Genomic DNA, 17559 nt, shown 5'->3' on the forward strand with positions numbered 1-17559 from the left:
TGGGGCTTTTTTGTGCGCTAACGGCCGCGTAAAATCCTGACCTTACAGCTGACGCGCTGCAAGCAATAGCCGCAGCCAACCAGCAATGAGCAGCAGACCGCCAATGGGTGCCACGGCGCCCATTTTGGTGATGCCCGTAAAACAAAGCGTGTAGAGCGAGCCGCTGAACAGCAAAATGCCCCCCAGAAACAGCCAGGCCGTTAAGCTCAGTCCCCGAATGTCAGGGCGCATGGCCAGCAGAATACCCACGGCCAGCAGCGCCAGTGTATGGTAAAACTGATAGCGCACGGCCGTTTCAAAAGTATCGAAGCGGCCGGTTTCCTCCAGCATCTTGCGTAGGCCGTGGGCCCCGAAGGCACCGATGCCTACGCCCAGGGCCCCAAGCAAAGCCGCGATTTGTAGAATTAAGCGAGCAGTCATAGGTAGAAGGTAGGGGCGCGTCGCATGCGCCCATTGTTGTTTGGTTATTTGAAGGAAGAGCCACTTACTTAGCGTCGTTCAACGGTGGGCGCGTGCGACGCGCCCCTACCGGGCCCCAAAAATAGCGCTGCCCACCCGAATCAGCGTGCTGCCTTCTTCAATGGCCAGCTTATAATCGGCGCTCATCCCCATCGAAATCTCTTTGAACGCAGACTGGGGGGCAAAATACCGCTGCTTCAGCAGCTCGAAGTAGCCCCGTAGCTCCCGAAACTCGCGGCGGAGCTGGGTCTCATCGTTGGTAAAAGTGGCCACTCCCATCACGCCCGTTAGCTGCACATGCTGTAAGGCGCGGAATGCGTCCGATTGCAGTATTTCCTCCGCGTCAGCCAAGCTCAGGCCCGATTTCATTTTTTCGGTGGCAATGTGAAACTGAAGCAGCCCGTAGATGACGCGGTTGTGCTTGGCGGATTGCTTTTCAATTTCGAGCAGCAGTTTCAGGCTGTCGATACTCTGAATGGTATGCACGAACGGGGCGATATACTTCACCTTGTTCGTTTGCAGATGACCGATAAGATGCCACTCCACGTCGGGGGGCAAATCAGGCTGCTTGGCGGCCATTTCCTGCACTTTATTCTCGCCGAAAAGCCGCGCGCCAGCAGCATATACTTCGTGCAAACGCTCTACCGGATGCGTTTTGGTGACGGCCACCAAGCGGCATTTTGTGCCTTGCAACTCGCTTTGAAAGGCATGGAAATTATCAGCAATAGACATTTATTTCAATTAGTAGGTATTCAGCAATGCTCTTTTCCCGCCCGTCATGCAGAGCGAAGCATCTCGCGTGCAGTCGTTGTGTTGGTAGTTGTCATGCTGAACTTGTCGAAGCATCTCTACCGGGTAATAATCTTACTAAATACGCGAGATGCTTCGCTCTGCATGACAGGCGCGTATGCGTGGGTCCAGGAATTTAGTCAGTCCTCCAAGGCATTAGTTAAAAACGTGTTTTTCAACCCCAGCCAGACGAGCCACAAACCTATACAGCAAAACAGATATAAGCGATAATAGTCTTTGGTATTGCGAAAACGAGTTTGTTTAATTTCTGATTTTTCGAACGTGTCGATCTGGCGAAACACCCGGCGCAGGCCGGCGTTGTCGGTGGCCCGGAAAAACTGCCCTTCGCCGGCCTGAGCAATCTGACGCATGGTGGTCTCGTCGAGACGGGTTTCAACGAAGCGCACGCGACCCGTTTCATCAGTCCCGTAGGGTACGGTGCCATCCTGCCCCAGCCCAACGGTATAGATTTTCAGGCCATAAGCATGAGCTAACTGGGCGGCCGTCAGTGGGTCGAGGCTGCCGGCCGTGTTTTCGCCATCTGAAATAAGGATGATGACTTTCGTACGGCTGCGGGAGTCGCGCAGGCGGTTGGTGGCTACGCCCAAGGCGGTGCCGATGGCCGTGCCATCGTTGGCAATCATGCCCAGGCGCAGGCCGTCGAGACTTTCGCGCAGCAAATCGTAATCGGTGGTGAGCGGCGCGAGCGAGTAGGCATCGCCGGCAAAAACCACCAGGCCCAGCCGGTCGCCGATGCGTCCGGCTATAAACTCACGACCTACCCGCTTGGCGGCCTCCAGCCGGTTGGGCCGCAAGTCCTGTAGTTCCATCGAGCCCGACACATCCATAACCAGCAGCATATCAATACCCTCGCCGGTTTGCACCACGCGCTCATCCGTGCGCTGAGGCCGCGCCAGGGCCACTATACCGAAGGCGAAGCTGAACAGCAGCACGATATCGGGCAGAAACCGCAGCAACGCGCTCCAGTCGCGCCGGGCCTGGCCAGCCACAAAAGCAACGTCGAGGCGCGGCCGCCGCCGATGCACCAGCAGCCAGCGCACCCCAAACAGCAGGGGCAGCGCCGGAATAAGCAACAACAGCCGTGGCTCCTGCCAGGTGTAGCTACTCAGCGTGGCATAGCGCAGCCCATCAATCAAAGGAGCCAGAAAGCGTTGCCAGAGCTGTTCAATCATGAGTTGGTTTCGTCCTTAAGTACTGGCAAATCTGCCAGTGCTATATTACTCGCTTTAAAAAAAGCCCCGCTGGCCTTAACTTCTGGTGGCTCCACTAAGCAAGGTATAACGCCGGTCTGCAAAGTCGCGCAGCAGGTCGAAGGCGGTGCTGGTTTCGGTATCGTCTTCGTTGAACTGGTTGCCATAGATCAGCCGGTCCGTGATGCGCAGGGCCCGGCTCACCGACACGTCGTTCTGGTAGTAAGCCACAATTTCCCGCGTCGTCAGACTGTTGATGGTGTTGTTTTCGAGGGTAGTGAGGTAGTTTTTCCAGAGTGTAATGGCGCGTTCCATATTCGTGAGGGAGCGCGACAATTCAAACCGTTCGATATGCCGCGCATATTGGGCCAGGAAATACGCGTGGTTTTTTCGCAGCTTATACAGCTGATAGCGGCGACGCCAATAGCTGCCAAAGCCAAACCACAAGCCGGCACCCACCAGGACCACTATTCCCAGCCCCGCCAGCCAAAATGGGTAGTTAAATGCCTTCTCTACCGGCAGTAAAGTAGTATTCTGCTTCAGCACGGGCGTAGTAGGCAGAATAACTTCCGGCACCGGCGCCGTGCGTATCAGCCGGATACTGGCCGCTGGCGTGTTGACGGTAAGTGTGTCCTGCCCACGCAGAATCATGACCGGCAGGCTCAGGCGCTGCACCGAGTCGAGGCTGAACGTGCGGAGCCGATACACGGTCCGGTCGAAGCTGCGGCCGCGGCGGGTGCGCGTGGGCTGGAAAGTTTTGCCCACATACTCGAAAGGCTTAAACTCAGCCGTGGAGTCGGGAAAGACAACCTCCAGTTTGGGGTCGTGCCTGAAGGTGAGCTCGTAGCTGATTACTTCGCCAATGCGCGTTGTTTGACGAAGAAAGCGTCCTTGAGGCTGTTCGGGGAGCATTTCCTGGCCCTGCACAGCCAGTGAAAGGAATAGCAGCCAAGTCAGCCAGGCGCCTGACACACCCGACCTGCTAAAGAAGAGTCGTAGGCATTCTGGGGGGCTTTTTTTACCGCAAAACCTATGCACGACCACCCCGCTGATTGCGCCGCCGAAACAAGCTGGCCAACTGCGTTACGTAGTCGGCATCGGTGGCAATGGATAAGAACTCAGTGCGGTGGCGTCGGCAAATCTGCCCGATCTGCTCGCGGTTTTGCTCGTACGTGGCCCGGTACCGTGCCCGGAACGACTCGGCTGACGTATTCACCCACATCGTGCGGCCGGTTTCCTGATCGTGGAGCGGCACAATGCCCAGGGGCGGAAACTCCCGTTCGCGCTTATCGAGTAATTGCAGTACTACTAAGTCGTGCTTGCGGGCCAGCATGGTCAGCTCCCGCTCGTAGTTCGTGTCGATAAAATCCGAAATCAGCAGCACAATGGTGCGGCGCTTGAGCATGCCCAACGCCTGTTTGATGCCGGGGCCCACGGCCGTACGGGGCGAGCGGGGTGTCAGCTCAAACAGCCGCTTGATGAGACTATACGCATGTCGGACCCCCTTGCCAGGGGCTAAATACAGCTCTTTCTGATCGGAAAAAGCGAGAATACCGAGCTGCGCATCCTGGCGGGCAGCGGCCAACGCCAGCAGTCCGCAGATTTCGCGGCCCACATCGAGCTTGCGCCGGCCGGCGGCACCAACCTGCTGGGAGGCGCTCACGTCGAGCAGCAGCAGCACCGATTGCTCGCGTTCCTCCTTATAGGTTTTGACGAAGGTGCCGTGCCCTTTGCTCGATACGGCCCAGTCGATGGCCCGCACCTCATCGCCGTACTGGTAGAGGCGCACGTCGTCGAATTCAAGCCCAGTTCCTTTAAAGACGGAGTGAAAATTGCCCTGCAACTGCGCATCTACTGTCTTGATGATGCGTATCTCCATCTGCCGAAGCTTGCGCACGAGTTGCTGGAGCGGAGTGAGGTCGGCGGTATTCATTGCAGCTAAACTACGGGTTCCTCCTAACTTTGCCGTTGTGAAAAAGCTCCCCGCATCCCTTTTATCTACCCTGAGTCTGCTGCTAGCGCTGGTGTTTACGCAGTGTCAGCGACCCGAAGAGCCCTTGGTACCCCAACCCTTGCTACCGAAAGCCAAGATGGTGGCGATGCTCATACAAGTACACCTGAACGAAAGCCGCGTAGATGCCGCCGCTTTGCCCCCCGACTCAGCCCGCGCCGCCTTCAACCTCCTTCAGCGCCAGTTACTAACCCGCTACAACGTCACCGATACCATTTTCCAGCGCAGCTACCGCTATTACGCCATCCACGACAAAGACCTGGATGATATTTATGGGGCCGTCATTGACAGCCTCTCAGCCCGCGAGGCTAAGCTCGGGGCCAAAGATCAGGCCGAGGAAGCGAAGCGTCGATAGGTGTAGAGACGCGAATACGCGTCTCGTCGTTGAACAACCGGAATCGCGCCGTTCCACTAAACGACTTCAGCAACGAGGAAACGCGAATACGCGTCTCTACATCAGCCGGCTGCCATTCGGTACCGGCCCGGCCAACGAGGCCAGCACAATATCGCCGTTTTCGTCGGCGGCACCGGTTACCAGCACTTCCGAGCGGAACGGGCCAATTTTCTTAACCGGAAAATTAACCACGCACAACACTTGCCGGCCAACGAGGCCCTCGGGCTGATAGTGACGGGTAATCTGGGCGCTGGAGCGCCTGGTGCCAATCTCAGGGCCTAAGTCGATCAACAGCTGATAAGCGGGCTTGCGCGCTTCGGGAAAAGCGCGGGCTTCCAGCACGGTGCCCACGCGCAAGTCCACGCGCTCAAACTCTGACCAGGTAAGCGGAGCTATAGATGTTTCCATACCCGCAAAGTAGTAAAAAGGCTATTTCGCGGGCGTAGGCTTGGAAGCGTACTGCTCCAGCAAAGCCATTCGCTGCTTCACCTGAATTTCCCACGTCTTCTGCCGATCCAGGTTCAGGCCGTGGTTGGTTTCCTGATCGTAGCGCGCTTCTTCTTTTTGCCACTCCGCGAAAATAGCTTTGGTCGCGTTCTTGAACGTAGGCTGCAAACGCTTACAGTCCAGCTTGAGCAGCGCTATTTTCTGGCGCATGCGCCGGGCGTGCAGCTCCGTTATATTGAAATGTAACTGCTCGTGCCGCAGCAGGTTAGGCGTGGCCGTAGCCGAGTCGCGCACCCATGACTCAGTGGGCACGAATACGGCCCGCACGGTAGACGTGAATTTAAAATCGACGCAGCCGGCCTGCACATCAATGGTGGCGGAGGTGAGCGCTGCGAGTCGGTCGGCGGGAGTGGGCTTAGTCTTGAAATCGGCCCAGGTAAGCGGCCGGTTCGCCGACCAGACGATGGTGCCGGGCGCATCGGCCGACGCGGCCGGTGTACCCTGGGGAGGGATACTGACCGTCAGGAAAGGCAGCAGAAAGGAAATAAAGGAAAGCGACAAGCTATAAAACATAAACAAGGAGTCTGGGGGCTTTTTTAGAAACGAAAAGCAATGCTGGGGTATGAACGCAGCTACCGGCCGGTTGCGTGCAAACGTTCATTCTAAAAAATAATGCCAGCCTCTCCTTAATGCACTACCAAGGCCGCGGGCACTGGCACCGCGCTATGCTGCCGGAAGCGCCAGAGCAGCAGGCCCGCGACCAGCGTCAGGCCAGTGAGCAAGCCTATCCAGATGCCAACAGATCCCATACTCATTTTAAAACCAAGGAAGTAGCCCAGCGGCAACGCCACGGCCCAATAGGCCAGCAAGGCGACCAGCGAAGGAATCTTGACATCTTCCAGCCCCCGCAGCGCACCTAGCCCCACCACCTGCAAACCATCCGAAATCTGAAACAGCGCCGCAATAAGCAGGAGTGTAGCTGCCTGTGCCACCACGGCCGCATCGTTATTATAGAAGTAGGGGATGAACTCTCGGGCCATGATTAAAATCAAGGCCATGAGGCCCATAAACAGAAACGTGAGGCCGTAAGCGGTAAAGCCTGCCTGCCGCGCACCCTCCGCGTCGCCGAGGCCGCGCATATTGCCCACCCGAATGGTAGCCGCCGCCGCAATGCCGCTGGCCGCCATATAGGTAGCTGAAGCCACATTTATGGCAATCTGGTGGGCGGCAAGGCTGGTAGTACCCAACCAGCCAATCATGATGGCTGAAAAGCTGAACGCACCCATTTCAAACATCATCTGTACCCCAATAGGCGCGCCCAAGCCCAACAGGCGGCGTATTGTGGGGCCGTGGAGGCCATGCCCAGAAGCGGCTGCTTCGCGGTGAGGTCGTAGCCGAGATGCGCGCAACACATATGTAGCCATAAGAATGGCCATCAGAACACGGGAAATAAGCGTGGCCCAGGCGGCTCCAATCATGCCCATCTGCGGTGCGCCAAGGTTGCCGAACACGAATGCGTAGCACAGCAAAGCGTTCAGCAAGTTGGCCCCCACAGATAAATACATAGCCTGACGCGTGAGCCCCAGGCCCTCGGCAAACTGCTTGAAACCCTGAAAAACCATCAGGGGCAGGAAAGACAGGAAGATGAGGCGCACCCACGGCATGGCCAGCGCCACTACCTCGGCCGGCTGATTCAGGTAACGAAGCTGGGGGGCAATTACTAAGCCCAACCCAGCCAGCCCTACCCCAGCCAGGGTGCTGAGCAGTACGCCATTTACCAGCAACCGGCCCAGCAAGGGCATGTCACGCTTGCCATCGGCGGCCGCAACCAGGGGCGTAATGCCCATCGATAACCCCAGCCCCAGCACCATCACCACCGTACTCACGCTCACGCTCAGCGATACGGCTGCTAAGGGCACTTTGCCGGTCTGGCCGACTACCACGCTATCAACTACGTTTACCAATACGTGACCTAGTTGGCTGAGTATTACGGGGTAAGCCAGCAGCAGCATGGGCTTGATATGCGGACGAACAGCGGTGAGCGGCATGATGAAGCAGAAAAAGAGCCGCAAAGGTACGTCCCTAATTCGGGCCGTGGGCCAGGACCTATTATAGTAAACTGCTCCCGGCCGTCAGCTGCCGCTGCGTTTCTCGCCCACCAGAACTGCTTGCAAACGCCATAATGCTTCCCGCAATTCCGGCTCCGGCAGGGCGTAGGAGATGCGCGCAAAGCCCGGCGCCCCGCAACTCGCTCCATCCACCACATCCACACCCCCGGCCCGCAACTGCGCGACCAATGCAGCCGAAGCTTCTGCCGATGATTGCGCGGCGGGTAGAAATTGCCGCAAATCAGCGAAACCATAGTAGGTGCCTTCCGGCTCTACATAGTCCACGCCGGGTAGCACCGACAAGGCCGCTAGCAGCAAAGCACGGGTGGGAGCCAACCGTACGAGCAAGTCATGGGCAATGGCTGCGCTATGCTCAGTTGCCGCCAGGGCCGCGTGCTGATTAGGTGCCGGCACAGCCGCGCCGGTAGCAAATTGCCCCCCAGCCGCCGCTTGAGCCAATGCGGGTGGTGCCACCAGATAACCCACGCCCCAGCCTATCAGCGCCAACGATTTAGAGAAGCCATTCACTACCAGGTGCTGCCCGTGCGGGTCGGGAAATGATAGCAAGGTGGGCACTGGAGTCGCGCCGAAATGAATGAGATTATATATCTCATCGGAGAGGACAAATATCTCCGGGTGGCGGCGCGTGACGCTTAGCAGGGCCTCCAGCTCAGCTTGGTGGTAAACCCGGCCTGTCGGGTTGTTGGGATTCGTAAAAAGGAACAGCCGAGTGCGCGGCGTAATGGCGGTCTCCAGCACCTCGGGCCGTAAGGCATAGTCATCAGCCGGGTCGAGGAAGAGCGGGCGCATGGTGCCGCCCGCCCGCGTGATTAGCTCACCAAACCCAAACCAGTTGGGGGTAGGTACTACCACCTCGTCGCCGGGGCGCAGAATAGTCTTCAGCAAGGCAAACAGCGCCGCTTTCGCTCCAGGCGTGACCACGATATGGGCGGGCGTGATCTGGGGGGCATTTTGGCGGTGATAATTGGCTGTAATTGCCTCCCGCAATAGTAGCAGGCCTTCCACCGGCCCCGGCATCAGTTGGCCGGCCTGAATAGCAGCTACAGCCCTTCCTGCTGCCACAGCCGGCGTAGCAAAATTACCGTAGCCCGAAGCTAAGCTAATAACTTCGGGAAAATCAGCCGCAGCCGGCGGCATTGTTACGAAGGAATCGGGTGGTAAATAGGCCACGGATTTTAAGCTTGCGGAGCCAGGACTACATCGGCGAAATAAGCCTGCTCATCGGTGAAAAAATTCTGCGCTTCCAGCCCCGCTTCCGTCGCTAACTGACTGATGAGAGGCTGGGTAAATTTGTAGGAATTTTCGGTATGAATAATCTCCCAAGCCGCAAAATCAACGGTTTGGTCCAGCGCCTCCAGGTGGACTTGCTGCGCGCGAGTGCTGACTAAAAAAGAACGTACGACCCCAGCAATGGGGTCGTAATCGGTGTAGTGCTGCCAATGAGCCAGGTCGAAATTGCCCCCCAGCTCCCGATTTAGGCGGGTAAGCAGGTTGAGGTTGAAAGCGGCCGTCACGCCCTGCGCATCATCGTAGGCGGCGCGGATGAGGCGGGGGGCTTTTTGCAGATCGAAGCCGATGAGCAGGCGGTCGTCGGGGGAGAGGGGCTGGGTGAGGGCGCGCAGAAACTCGCGGCGGTCGGAGGGGGAGAAGTTGCCGATGTTGGACCCCAGAAACAGCACCGCTTTGCGACCGGGCCGGGCGGCCATCAACGTTAGCGCCGCAGTGTACTCCGCTACTACCGGTTCTACTCGCAGGTTGGGCAGTTCGGCGTGAAGGCTGGCCGCCAAGCCATCCAGTGCTCCCGACGAAATATCGACGGGCACATAGCTGAAATTGGCTCTCTGTTCCAGTAATTCACGTAATAAAATCTTAGTTTTCAACCCATCACCGGCACCTAACTCTATGAGGTAAAACGGCTCGTCAGAGACGGGGCGCAGGGCGGCAGTGATGGCGCCACGATAAGTGGTCAGCAAACCAAACTCCGTGCGGGTAGGGTAATACTCCGGCAACCCCATGATCTGCTGAAACAGCTCACTGCCCGCGTCATCATAGAAGTACTTAGAAGATAGTGTTTTAGGTGTTTTCTGCAAGCCTGCGGCTACGTGGCGGGCTAGCTCGGTGTTGGCAGTGGCGAGGTGGGGCATAAAAAAGGCTTTCTGATAATCTTTTCTGATAAACAACGATGGTTCCCGCGGCGGAAGGCGCGGAGGACGCAGAGGAAGGTGCAGAGGCCGCGGTGTTCTGACGGCTGTACCCGTTGTGTTCCGCGCCTTATGCGTCAGTCCTCTGCGCCCTCCGCGGGAACCGCTACGAGAACAGCCTCACCGTGCCAGACGGATACCCGTGAATTGCCAGCGCTTATCAGCATGGAAGAAATTGCGGTACGTGAGCCGGATATGGCTCTGCGAGGTAGCGCAGGAGCCCCCGCGCAGCACCAGCTGATTCAGCATAAACTTGCCATTATACTCGCCCAAAGCGCCGGCAGCGCGCTCGTAGCCGGGGTAGGGGTGATAGGCCGAATATGTCCATTCCCACACGTCGCCCAAAAGCTGATGGCATTGCTCCGGGTCAGCATCGGCGGAGAGTGGCTGTGGGTCGAACTGGTTGCTTTCCAAGAAGTTGCCAGCTGAAATCTGAGGCTGAAACTGGCGGGCCGCTATTTCCCATTCCTGCTCGGTGGGCAAACGATAACCAGCCCAGTGAGCATACGCATCGGCCTCGTAGAAGCTGATGTGCGTGACGGGCGCGGCCCAATCGACGGGTTGCAGGCCGTGATGCGTAAAGCGGTGCCAGACGCCCTCTTTCAGCACCCAATACAGCGGCGCTTCCCAACCGGCTTGCTCGGCCAGCTCCCAGCCTTCGCCCAGCCAGTAGCGAAAGTCGCGGTAGCCGCCTGCTTCCATAAACTGACGGTACTCACCGTTGGTTACTAAGCGGTTTTGCAGTGAGAAATCGGCTACGTAGGTATCGTGGGGGGCTTTTTCATTGTCGAAGCAAAAGCCTTCCTCCTCAAATCCAATCCGGTAGACGCCGCCCGCAACCGGCAGCCAGGTAGCCGGCGCAGGCTCGGGCGTGGGCGCAGCTTTCGGAGCTGACTTGTAGGCTGGAGCCAACGGACTGGTGCTCAGAATGTATTTGATATCCGTGACGAGCAGCTCCTGGTGCTGCTGCTCATGCTGGAGACCCAGCTCAAAGATTTCGGCGAAACTGGGGGGCAAATCATTGGCCGCGAGCAGGGTAAGCAAGCGGCCCATATGCTCATCAACATGGGCGCGGTAGGCATACACGTCGGCGAGGGCAGGGCGGGAGATAGTACCCCGATCGGCGCGGTTTACGCGGCTGCCCAGCGAGTTATAGTAAGAGTTGAACAGGTAAGCATAATCGGGATGAAATACCTGATAGCCAGTTAGGTATTCGCGCAGCAGGAAGGTTTCGAAAAACCAGGTAGTATGTGCCAGGTGCCACTTCGGCGGGCTCACATCGAGCATCGGCTGCACTACAGTGTCTTCCGGGAGCAAGGGCCGACAGAGCTCCTCGGTTTGCTGCCGCACGGCGTGGTAGCGGGCGGGCAGCTGCGCCAGCGCAGGCTCAGCGATGGTCTGGGGGGCAAATACGGAGGAAGACATAACGGAGGAAGACATAAGCAAAGGAATGGGGGTGAACTACTTATTAACTTTAACTCAAAAAACGACGACGGGTTTTGTCTCTGACGGCTTTCAACTTAATAATCCGACCCCAATCGTACGGCGAATACCGATCAAAACTACCCGGAAAGTATCTCGTCAAGGACGCGCCGCGTGTTGTACGTAGCCCGACAGTAGCAGCGGGTACTTATCGCGTTTATAGCAAGCTCGACTACGGAGCGAGAGTCGGTAGAAAATGGTATTTTGAGCCGTAAAAGCAGTTTTTGCATCCCGAATTACTATCGTTACTGTCAGTATCACGTTCAATTTATAAGCGGTTTAGAACCTGATTTACCCTCCTTTGCACGCGACCAAGACAACACACTTAACTCTCCCTAATTCTCAACGCTATGATCACGAACCAGCAAACTCAGCGCGGTACCGCCGCATCCCAATCTCCCAGCCGCAATGGGGCGGCGAAGCAGATAACTACTTCGGGCAAAAGCCTGCGCGGTTTCGCGGCTATGGACCCTGCCGAGCAGCGCCGCATTGCCAGCGAAGGCGGCAAAGCCTCGCACGAAAGCGGCCGCGGCCACCGGTTTACATCAGAGGAAGCTCGCGCCGCCGGCCGTAAGGGGGGCCAGGCGAGCCGCGGACGGAGCAACCAGGGCGGTGCTACCCGATAGTTTCCATTGATGTAACGACGGCACTGCTTCCGTAGTGGTGCCGCCGACTTTATAAACCAGCTTCCGCGCTTAGCGCAGAGGCTGGTTTTTTTGTTGGTTACTTGTCTACTAGTTGAATTTTAGGATTACCTATTCTGAGATTTGATAATAACCTGTTGATAAATAGCGTCTGCATATCCCAATGCTTCATCTCACTTATTCTCAGCGCGCTTTGCGCTTCAACTTTCCGGCCCGCACCTCACGCGGTGCGCTTACCGAGCACGTAGCCTATTACTTACACCTGCGCGACACGGCGCAGCCGGAGCGCCTGGGTTTGGGAGAGGCGGCGCCGTTAGCCGGTCTTAGCCCCGATTTTGGGCCTGGTTTTGAGCCGCGAGTAGCCGCGTTATGTGCTGCTTTCAACCGCCGCCAGCTCACCGATTTGCTCCCCGATACAGTCAACGACCTGATCAATGAGCTACTGGAGTCAGCCTGGCCAGCCCTGCGGTTTGCCCTCGAAACGGCCGTCCTCGATTGGCAGAGCGGGGGCCAACGCCAGCTTTTCGACAATGCATTTAGCCGGGGCGAGGTAGGAATACCCATCAACGGCTTGGTCTGGATGGGGGAGGCAGCCTTCATGCAAACCCAGATTGAGAAGAAGCTGGCTGAGAGCTACTCGTGCCTAAAGATGAAAATCGGGGGAATTGATTTTGCTACCGAGCTACGGCTGCTGGCCGAAATCAGGGCCGTAGCTGGCCCCGATCAGCTGACGTTGCGCGTGGATGCCAACGGTGCATTTGCCCCCCACGAGGCCCTACGGAAGCTGGAGCAGCTGGCCCGCTTCGAGCTGCATTCTATCGAGCAGCCCATCGCGGCCGGACAGACGTCGCTAATGGCCGACCTGTGTCGGGAGTCGCCCATTCCGATTGCCTTGGATGAGGAGTTGATTGGCGTCACCCAGCCCGAGCAGCAGGCAGCCTTATTGGCCCAGATTCAGCCCGCCTACATTATCATCAAGCCTACGCTGGTGGGCGGACTGCACGCTACCCGGCAATGGCTGCGCGCGGCCGAGACAAATAACGCCGCCTGGTGGCTGACATCGGCCCTAGAGTCGAACGTGGGACTGAACGCCGTCAGCCAGCTGGCCGGCGAGTATGCCTGCCCCGATTTGCCCCAAGGGCTGGGCACGGGTCAACTCTATCATAACAACGTGGTTGCCCCGCTACGAATAGCGGCCGGCCACCTGCACTATGACCCGGCGGGAGAGTGGGAAATTCCGAGCTGACTTACGCCGCGAAAAATGGTGTTAAGGCGGTTTTTTCAGTAACTTACCCAACCCACCGCCCCTCCCTGCATGATTGCCTCTTGGCTTCTTACTTTACTACTTCTAGGTAGAGCCCTGCGGGGCTGGGGGGCTTTTTTGGGGTTGCTGCTGAGCCTGGCTGCCCACGGCCAGCCAACCAAGCCCAAACCAGCCCCGTTCGCTTTTAAAAATGCCCGTACGCGCAGTCTTACGCTGCCCGTGGAGATACAGCGCAATTTGCTCATTATTAGCACTTACCTCAATGGGCAGGGGCCTTTCAACTTTTTGCTCGATACTGGTGTGGGTACTTCCCTGCTTACCGACCCAACGTTGCGCACAAAGCTGGGGCTGCGGCTGGGGCGGCGCTTTCGCGTAGCTGGCGCCGGTCAGGATCAACCCCTGGAAGCCTTCCAGACCGATAGTGTGCAGATGACCCTGGGCGACGGAAAGGTGGTCGCACCGACGCTCACCTTCCTGATTCTTTCCAGCGATGTGCTCAACCTGTCGGGCTACGTGGGCATGCCTATTCACGGAATTCTAGGGTATGATATCTTTCACAGCTTTGTGGTGCGCATCCATCCCGCCGAGTCTCGGATAATCCTGTTCAGCCCCACTACGTTTCGGGCACCAAGGGGGCGACGCTGGACTAGTATGGGCATCGATCTGGAGGGCAGCAAAGCCTACCTGCGCACCCAGGCCGTGGTGCACGATTCGCTGACGCTGCCGCTCAAGCTCGTGCTCGATACCGGGGCCGGCCACGCCTTGTCGCTCGAAACCACCTCCGACCCACGTCTGACGCTACCGTCTCGTCGGGTGCGGTCTCAGCTGGGCCGGGGCCTCAATGGACTTATCAATGGCTACTTGGGTAGAGTAAGCTCGTTGCAGCTCGGGAAATACAAAATTAAATCGCTGGTTACCTCTTTCCCCGATGCTGCCGACGTGAGCCAACGGGCCGAGGTGTTTCGCAACGGCAACGTGGGCCTGGAACTGCTCAAGCGTTTTGATATCATCATCGATTATACGCGCAACCAGCTTTGGCTGCGCCCAAACAGCCTCTATCACGACCCCTTTGAGCACGACATGAGTGGCCTGGATCTGTTGGCTACTGGCTCCGACTATCGCCATTATATCATTCTCAAAGTAGAAGAAGGCTCGCCGGCAGATGTCGCCGGCCTGCAGCCCACCGACGAGATTCTGGCTATTAACCTCCTGCCCGTGGCTGGCCTTTCGCTTACTCAGATCAGCCGGATTCTGCATTCCGATGATGGCCGCCCGCTGCTGCTCATCGTGCGCCGCGCCAACGGCGAGCTGATTACGACTACCGTGCGCCTGAAGCGGCAGATTTAGCGGCTGTCACGAATGGCTGCGGTTGACCTTGGCGTGCGGATTGCTCGTAAAAGCACTACATTAGAAGCCCACCTATGTTGCTTGTCGCCTGATGCCCACGGCCCCTTCGCCCGCGCTGCCGCTACCGTCGCCCGCCATCCTGGCTAATCAGCACATCTACTCCGATTATTTCGACGAGGAGTACGTTCGGGCCGTGGACAGGCACATTTTGCAGCTGCTCGACCGGGTGTGGTTTCGCTCCAAGCTGGTGGGCTTCGAGCCCTATCCGCAGCGCAATAATCCCGAGCGCCCGCTGCTCTTTGCCAGCAATCACTCGGGCATGGCCTTTCCCTGGGATGCCATGGTGGCCCTGTCGCACCTGCTGCGCGTACTGCCCAGCCTCCATGATTTGCCCCGACCACTTTCAGCCCCCATGCTCTCGCAATCGGTGCTGATGAACCCGTATCTGATTCCGCATTTCTGGAAAAAATGCGGCTGCGTCGATGCTACCACGCTCAATTTTGAGACGATGATGTATTGCAACGGCCATAACCTGATGCTGTACCCGGAGGGCGTACCGGGCATCGGGAAAGGCTTCAACCGCAAGTATCAGCTGCAGCGACTCGCTACCAGCATCATTCGCCTGGGTATCGAGCACCACACCGACATTATGCCGTATTATACCGTCAATGGCGAATACCTGAACCCCTACGCCTACAGCTGGGACTGGCTGAATAAATGGACCAAGAAAATCGGGATTCCCTTCATCCCCGTGGGGCCTATTATCCTCATGGTGTTGCTCCAGCCCTGGTTTTTTTATCTGGCTTACCCGGCCAACCTCACCTTTGTGCTGGGCACGCGCATCAAGCCCTACGAGCTGACCGAAAAGCCCGCCAGCGAGCTTACCCGCGACGATTATGTAGCTCTATCGGAGCAAGTGCGCCAGCAAATGCAAACCGAGCTGGACGCGGCCGTGCGCGACCACGGCCAATATCCTTATCGTTGGGGCGAGCTTTGGCAGCGCATTAAGGCTAACTGGAGCTACTTCCCCTTCTTTCTGCCTTTCGCCTGGCCGGAGCTCTTTCGGGAGTTTGAGCGCCAGTATGACAAAGGTGGTCCCGAGGGTGTAAATCTGCAACTGACCAAGCCCGGCTCCTGGCTGCGCATGATCTGGCGCAACCCCTTCACCCTCACGTTCTTTATTCCCGTATTAGGCTGGATACCCATTGCTATTCGGGGCTATAAAGGTCATCGGATTGGTAAGAAAGCTTGATGTTAAGTGGTAAGAGTTGAGAAATTCTTGCCGTATTCCTGTAGGTAAAAGCCTTCGTGCTACTACCCGCAGTCTGTACCCGCCCCCGTCTACCTTCCCACCCAATAGGTCAAGAAATGCCCTCCACCCAGCATTTACTGCTCAAACAAATCCTGACGGCGGCAGCCGGCCCGCTGGCCCGCAAGCGGCCCGGCCTCGGTGCCATGCGGCTGGCCATGGAAATCAGCTCATTGTTTCAGTTTATGCCGTGGGGCGTGCACCTCGAAAAAACCACGATTGACGGGATGAGCGCTGAATGGGCCCGCCCCGCCGACGCCGATCCGAGTCGGGTGATGCTGTACTTGCATGGTGGAGGCTATGTACTTGGCTCCCTGAATACGCACCGCAGCCTGGTGGGCACTTTAGCGAAGCGCTGCAACACCAACTCCTTAGCCATCAATTACCGCAAAGCGCCCGACTATCCTTTTCCCGGTGCCCTTGAAGATGCTTTGCTGGCTTACCACTGGCTTTTGAAGCAAGGATTTGCCCCCCACAACATTATTGTGGCTGGCGACTCGGCCGGCGGTGGTCTGGCACTGGCCCTGCTCATTGCTTTGCGGGAAGAAGGTCAGCCCTTGCCTGCCGCTGCCGTTGGTCTTTCTCCCTGGACCGACCTGGATATGCCCGATGCGCTGCTGCGCCGGGTAGCACGCGAGGAAACACAGTTGCTGGAAGCGCTCGAAATGCGCGGCTGGGGACCCCATTATGCCGGCGAAACTCCACTTACTCACCCATTGGTGTCACCGGCCCGTGCCGCGGTGCACGGGTTGCCGCCGTTGCTGCTACAAATATCGGATGCTGAAGTGCTGTGCGAAAGCGTCTTGTGCTTCACTGACAAAGCCCGGACAGCCGGTGTATCAGTTACCTTGCAGTCATTCAAAGGGTTAGTGCATTGGTGGCACCTATTCTGGCGATTATTGCCCGAAGCCCGCGAAGCTTTGGATAGCGTAGCCACGTTCGTGAATAGTATCTGGGCAGCTCAGCCGGTTATGTTGCCATTGTCCACTATCAGGCCCGCCAATTCAACAGGGATTGGAAGTGCGGCCCGGCCCGACAAAAGAGCTGCCTAAAATAGAAACGAAGAAAAGCCCCCTGGGCGCTAGAAACAGACGAAAATCCACTAAGCACGATTATATGGTGAGGCTGTGACCGAGAGCTTGAAAAATTTCTGCCTCAGCACCAAGTATATAGCTATGTTTTCGTAGGTTTGTCAAAAGTAGTCGGCTTGCATACTATTTTTTCCGGCGGGCGAAACCGCAACACCGTTTTTCGTTTCATTTCACCTCCTCTTAACCAATTCAGCAACATGGAAGATCTGTTTAAAAAATTCATCAACGCCGGCGTTGGCTTTGTATCGCTTACCAACGACCGGGTTCAGTCCACCATCGATAAACTGGTGAAGGAAAGCAAGTTGTCGGAGAAGGAGGGGCATAAAATCATGAATGATCTCAAGAAGAACACCGACACCAAGCGCAAGGAGCTAGAGGAGCAAATCACCGGCATCGCTAATCGGCTCATGAAAGGGGCAGGCTTGGCCACCAACGCCGACGTAGAAGAGCTCAAGCGCAGCGTACGCGGCACCAAATCGTCAACCAGCTCGGCTGCTGGCAGCAAAAGCAGCGCGAAGCCAGCCTCTAGCACCACGGCCAAAGCCGCTGGCGCTACCAAGAAGGCCGCCGATAAAGTGAGCAGCGCCGCTGGCACCGCTCAGAAATCGGCTGCTGCTAAAGCAGGTGCCGCCAAGCCAGCTTCTAAACCAGCCGCTAAGCCAGCGGCCAAAAAAGAAGCACCAAAGCCCGCTGATAGTGGCAGCAACGGCGCTTCCAGCGCTTCATAATTCTGCCAATAGCGCATCCGCGTAAAAAGCCAGCGCCGCTTCTGCGGGCGCTG

18 protein-coding genes are annotated in these 17559 nt (G+C 57.4%); 7 read left to right on the plus strand and 11 right to left on the minus strand.

Features of this window, described 5'->3' with window-relative positions:
* Positions 1-42 precede the first annotated feature (42 nt).
* The 5 genes from B9A24_RS14465 to B9A24_RS14485 all read right to left on the minus strand — a co-directional run bounded on the left by B9A24_RS14465 (position 43) and on the right by B9A24_RS14485 (position 4392).
* Positions 43-420 carry a DUF423 domain-containing protein gene (locus tag B9A24_RS14465; protein ID WP_084446739.1) on the minus strand — a complete coding sequence of 126 codons (378 nt, stop codon included), beginning with the start codon at positions 418-420 and terminating at the stop codon, positions 43-45.
* 105 nt (positions 421-525) lie between these two features.
* Positions 526-1191 (minus strand): YggS family pyridoxal phosphate-dependent enzyme, encoded by a 666-nt coding sequence (locus B9A24_RS14470; RefSeq protein WP_084446740.1) that lies wholly within the window; start codon positions 1189-1191, stop codon positions 526-528.
* Positions 1192-1388: 197 nt separating this feature from the next.
* Positions 1389-2441 carry a vWA domain-containing protein gene (locus B9A24_RS14475; protein WP_084446741.1) on the minus strand — a complete coding sequence of 351 codons (1053 nt, stop codon included), beginning with the start codon at positions 2439-2441 and terminating at the stop codon, positions 1389-1391.
* A gap of 75 nt (positions 2442-2516) precedes the next feature.
* The gene (locus tag B9A24_RS14480) at positions 2517-3431 is read right to left on the minus strand and encodes a hypothetical protein (protein WP_084446742.1); all 915 of its coding nucleotides are present in this window, start codon (positions 3429-3431) and stop codon (positions 2517-2519) included.
* A gap of 58 nt (positions 3432-3489) precedes the next feature.
* Entirely contained in the window at positions 3490-4392 is a 903-nt protein-coding gene (locus B9A24_RS14485; RefSeq protein WP_084446743.1) for a DUF58 domain-containing protein, read from the minus strand.
* A gap of 37 nt (positions 4393-4429) precedes the next feature.
* Between B9A24_RS14485 and B9A24_RS14490 the strand changes: the two genes are divergently transcribed.
* Positions 4430-4825, plus strand: a complete 396-nt coding sequence (locus B9A24_RS14490; RefSeq protein ID WP_159452060.1) for a DUF4296 domain-containing protein — start codon at positions 4430-4432, stop codon at positions 4823-4825.
* 96 nt (positions 4826-4921) lie between these two features.
* On the opposite strand, the gene B9A24_RS14495 is transcribed toward B9A24_RS14490, so the two are convergent.
* The 6 genes from B9A24_RS14495 to egtB form a co-directional block, all read right to left on the minus strand.
* Positions 4922-5272, minus strand: a complete 351-nt coding sequence (locus tag B9A24_RS14495) for a tRNA-binding protein (protein ID WP_084446744.1) — start codon at positions 5270-5272, stop codon at positions 4922-4924.
* A gap of 21 nt (positions 5273-5293) precedes the next feature.
* On the minus strand, positions 5294-5884 hold the full coding sequence (locus B9A24_RS14500) for a DUF922 domain-containing protein (RefSeq protein WP_084446745.1): 591 nt from the start codon (positions 5882-5884) through the stop codon (positions 5294-5296).
* Positions 5885-5997: 113 nt separating this feature from the next.
* Positions 5998-7359, minus strand: coding sequence for an MATE family efflux transporter (locus B9A24_RS14505; RefSeq protein WP_084446746.1), 1362 nt, complete (start codon positions 7357-7359; stop codon positions 5998-6000).
* 84 nt (positions 7360-7443) lie between these two features.
* Positions 7444-8610 (minus strand): pyridoxal phosphate-dependent aminotransferase, encoded by a 1167-nt coding sequence (locus B9A24_RS14510; protein ID WP_143434950.1) that lies wholly within the window; start codon positions 8608-8610, stop codon positions 7444-7446.
* Between the two features lie 5 nt (positions 8611-8615).
* Complete coding sequence (gene egtD, locus B9A24_RS14515) at positions 8616-9584, minus strand: L-histidine N(alpha)-methyltransferase (protein ID WP_084446762.1); 969 nt, start codon at positions 9582-9584, stop codon at positions 8616-8618.
* A gap of 177 nt (positions 9585-9761) precedes the next feature.
* On the minus strand, positions 9762-11081 hold the full coding sequence (gene egtB / locus B9A24_RS14520) for an ergothioneine biosynthesis protein EgtB (RefSeq protein WP_234997304.1): 1320 nt from the start codon (positions 11079-11081) through the stop codon (positions 9762-9764).
* A 392-nt stretch (positions 11082-11473) separates the two neighbouring features.
* Here egtB and B9A24_RS14525 point away from each other — a divergent pair, with 392 nt between their 5' ends.
* The 6 genes from B9A24_RS14525 (at position 11474) to B9A24_RS14550 (ending at position 17506) form a co-directional block, all read left to right on the plus strand.
* A complete protein-coding gene (locus B9A24_RS14525) occupies positions 11474-11749 on the plus strand; it encodes a KGG domain-containing protein (RefSeq protein ID WP_084446748.1) in 276 nt (91 codons plus the stop codon).
* Positions 11750-11930: 181 nt separating this feature from the next.
* On the plus strand, positions 11931-13013 hold the full coding sequence (locus B9A24_RS14530) for an o-succinylbenzoate synthase (RefSeq protein ID WP_084446749.1): 1083 nt from the start codon (positions 11931-11933) through the stop codon (positions 13011-13013).
* 69 nt (positions 13014-13082) lie between these two features.
* The gene (locus B9A24_RS14535) at positions 13083-14378 is read left to right on the plus strand and encodes an aspartyl protease family protein (protein WP_084446750.1); all 1296 of its coding nucleotides are present in this window, start codon (positions 13083-13085) and stop codon (positions 14376-14378) included.
* Between the two features lie 91 nt (positions 14379-14469).
* On the plus strand, positions 14470-15630 hold the full coding sequence (locus tag B9A24_RS14540; RefSeq protein WP_234997306.1) for a lysophospholipid acyltransferase family protein: 1161 nt from the start codon (positions 14470-14472) through the stop codon (positions 15628-15630).
* 116 nt (positions 15631-15746) lie between these two features.
* Positions 15747-16739: an alpha/beta hydrolase gene (locus B9A24_RS14545; protein ID WP_084446751.1), complete on the plus strand. Its 993-nt coding sequence runs from the start codon at positions 15747-15749 to the stop codon at positions 16737-16739.
* 236 nt (positions 16740-16975) lie between these two features.
* Positions 16976-17506, plus strand: coding sequence for a phasin family protein (locus B9A24_RS14550; RefSeq protein WP_143434951.1), 531 nt, complete (start codon positions 16976-16978; stop codon positions 17504-17506).
* Positions 17507-17559 lie beyond the last annotated feature (53 nt).

This window comes from Hymenobacter roseosalivarius DSM 11622, assembly GCF_900176135.1.
Classification (GTDB): Bacteria; Bacteroidota; Bacteroidia; order Cytophagales; family Hymenobacteraceae; genus Hymenobacter; species Hymenobacter roseosalivarius.